Origin of the sequence: Corynebacterium sp. HMSC08A12 (genome assembly GCF_001807485.1) — a bacterium.
Taxonomy (GTDB): Bacteria; Actinomycetota; Actinomycetes; order Mycobacteriales; family Mycobacteriaceae; genus Corynebacterium; species Corynebacterium evansiae.
The window spans coordinates 1-983 of sequence record NZ_KV789169.1 but is presented as its reverse complement, the minus strand read 5'-3'; the positions used below and the strand labels follow the sequence as shown (position 1 = coordinate 983).

2 protein-coding genes and 1 pseudogene are annotated in these 983 nt (G+C 43.6%); 2 read left to right on the top strand and 1 reads right to left on the bottom strand.

Annotated features, from left to right (window positions below):
- Together HMPREF3166_RS09935 and HMPREF3166_RS03730 are read left to right on the top strand one after the other, a co-directional pair.
- Window positions 1-165: pseudogene (locus HMPREF3166_RS09935) on the top strand (D-alanine--(R)-lactate ligase VanA); the annotation flags it as partial.
- A 5-nt stretch (window positions 166-170) separates the two neighbouring features.
- A complete protein-coding gene (locus HMPREF3166_RS03730) occupies window positions 171-779 on the top strand; it encodes a D-Ala-D-Ala dipeptidase VanX-A (RefSeq protein ID WP_000402348.1) in 609 nt (202 codons plus the stop codon).
- Between the two features lie 4 nt (window positions 780-783).
- On the opposite strand, the gene HMPREF3166_RS10240 is transcribed toward HMPREF3166_RS03730, so the two are convergent.
- Window positions 784-983 (bottom strand): hypothetical protein (locus tag HMPREF3166_RS10240; protein WP_210383913.1); only part of this gene is annotated, 200 nt, incomplete at its 5' end.

Sequence of the window (983 nt, the reverse complement as noted above, 5' to 3'; positions counted from 1 at the left end):
CGTGTGGATATGTTTTTACAAGATAACGGCCGCATTGTACTGAACGAAGTCAATACTCTGCCCGGTTTCACGTCATACAGTCGTTATCCCCGTATGATGGCCGCTGCAGGTATTGCACTTCCCGAACTGATTGACCGCTTGATCGTATTAGCGTTAAAGGGGTGATAAGCATGGAAATAGGATTTACTTTTTTAGATGAAATAGTACACGGTGTTCGTTGGGACGCTAAATATGCCACTTGGGATAATTTCACCGGAAAACCGGTTGACGGTTATGAAGTAAATCGCATTGTAGGGACATACGAGTTGGCTGAATCGCTTTTGAAGGCAAAAGAACTGGCTGCTACCCAAGGGTACGGATTGCTTCTATGGGACGGTTACCGTCCTAATCGTGCTGTAAACTGTTTTATGCAATGGGCTGCACAGCCGGAAAATAACCTGACAAAGGAAAGTTATTATCCCAATATTGACCGAACTGAGATGATTTCAAAAGGATACGTGGCTTCAAAATCAAGCCATAGCCGCGGCAGTGCCATTGATCTTACGCTTTATCGATTAGACACGGGTGAGCTTGTACCAATGGGGAGCCGATTTGATTTTATGGATGAACGCTCTCATCATGCGGCAAATGGAATATCATGCAATGAAGCGCAAAATCGCAGACGTTTGCGCTCCATCATGGAAAACAGTGGGTTTGAAGCATATAGCCTCGAATGGTGGCACTATGTATTAAGAGACGAACCATACCCCAATAGCTATTTTGATTTCCCCGTTAAATAAACTTTTAACCGTTGCACGGACAAACTATATAAGCTAACTCTTTCGGCAGGAAACCCGACGTATGTAACTGGTTCTTAGGGAATTTATATGGTTCTACAGCTGCTAGTGAAAGTGCAGATGCGGTCATCTTGAAAGATGATCTCTTGCGTGTAGCAAAAGCAGTAGTGATTTCAAGAGATACGATGAGAATAGCTAAACAGTCTG

What these genes read in the sequence shown, in the direction of transcription:
- HMPREF3166_RS03730 (WP_000402348.1), top strand. Translation starts at nt 171, where the DNA reads ATGGAAATAGGATTTACTTTTTTAGATGAAATAGTACACGGTGTTCGT.